At 35.2% G+C, this 1468-nt stretch carries 2 protein-coding genes; both read right to left on the bottom strand.

Annotated features, from left to right (window positions below; genetic code table 11):
• Positions 1-37: 37 nt before the first annotated feature.
• The gene (locus AC1DBT_RS05895) at positions 38-925 is read right to left on the bottom strand and encodes an IS3 family transposase (RefSeq protein ID WP_480018999.1); all 888 of its coding nucleotides are present in this window, start codon (positions 923-925) and stop codon (positions 38-40) included.
• Positions 856-1419: a transposase gene (locus AC1DBT_RS05900; protein ID WP_480019000.1), complete on the bottom strand. Its 564-nt coding sequence runs from the start codon at positions 1417-1419 to the stop codon at positions 856-858. The genes AC1DBT_RS05895 and AC1DBT_RS05900 overlap by 70 nt, the downstream gene beginning before the upstream one ends.
• Between the last annotated feature and the right edge of the window lie 49 nt (positions 1420-1468).

Below are 1468 nucleotides of genomic sequence, written 5' to 3' on the forward strand. Positions count from 1 at the left end.
TGATATGTACCCAGAATACTGGACACATATTTATGAACTAGGCTGGACACATGGATGCTATTCTGTACTTTACAGGTGGCATCCATTTTGTTTTTGCCTGAATTCTTTTGTTATTATAGTAATCTATATATTCTTCAACTGCTTTTGAGAATTCTTCAAAGGAAGAATAGCCTTTCTCATATCCATAATACATCTCGTTCTTTAATCTCCCAAAGAATGTCTCCATGATGCAGTTGTCATAGCAGTTTCCTTTACGTGACATAGACTGAATGATCCCACGTTCTTTTAATGTATTTCTAAAATAGGCATGTTGATACTGCCAGCCTTGGTCTGAATGAAATATAAGCCCTTCAACAGATGGGAATTTTTCAAAAGCTCTATCCAGCATTCTTGATACCTGCTCAAGATTTGGGCTTGTTGATAAATTATATGAAATGATTTCATTCGTATTCATATCCAGTACTGGAGAGATATAGCATTTCCCCCATGAAAAGTTAAACTGAGAGACATCTGTTGTCCATTTCTGCAATGGTGCTGTTGTACTGAAATCCCTATTTATTACATTATCAGCAATCTTACCTACTTTGCCCTTATAAGAATGATATTTTTCCTTTGGACGCTTACCAGCTAATCCTGCTTCATGCATAAGGCGTTGAACTCGCTTATGATTTATATGATATCCACGATTTAGTAATTCATGATAAATTCTACGAACACCATATCTATGCTTGTTTTTTTCAAATATTTCTCTAATAACAATCAGTAATTCTTCATTGCGATCAGCAACTACATCTGATTTGTTAATCTCAAAATAATAAGTTGATTTAGACATGCCAATAGCTTTTAAGAGATATTTTAATTGGTATCCTTTTTCTCGGAGTTCTTTGATGATTGCTGCTTTTTCGCCTTGAGTTCCGCAGCCCATTTTTCGCGTCTCAAGGCGATTAATTTTTTTATTGCTTCATTCTCCGTTTTTAAGTATTCAGTTTCTGCTCTAAGACGAATTAATTCTTCACGTTCTGATGGGGTTAAATCAGTGGGTTTGGATTTCTTGCTCACGTTTGCTTCCTTCTTACTTTTTCTGCCTTTTTTGAGATTTAATCCTTCATACCCTTTAACTTTATATGTCTGAACCCATTTAGACAATAATCCACTATCAATTCCTGCACTAATAGCAACAGATTTTTGTGATTCACCAGCAAGTACACGAGCTACTAACTGATATCTACATTCAGCCGAACGTTCTTTACATGTAGTTGGATGCCGAAGAGAATCAAGGCCATATATATCTGCAATTCTTGACCATTGTACAATTCTTTTTCTAAAATTCTTTTGACTTATACCTTCCGGTGTCTCAATCCACTGACCAGAGCGATATAGTTCTACAGCATTAAGTTTAAAAACATAATCGTATTTCATACAAAACCCCTTTCACTGGTTTTGTCCAGTAAAAGGGGTACATATCATC

Source organism: Fannyhessea sp. C0108B2 (assembly GCF_056583915.1).

Bases quoted from the DNA above. Each gene is read 5' to 3' on its own strand.
- AC1DBT_RS05895 (WP_480018999.1), bottom strand. From the start codon at position 925: ATGGGCTGCGGAACTCAAGGCGAAAAAGCAGCAATCATCAAAGAACTC.
- AC1DBT_RS05900 (WP_480019000.1), bottom strand. From the start codon at position 1,419: ATGAAATACGATTATGTTTTTAAACTTAATGCTGTAGAACTATATCGC.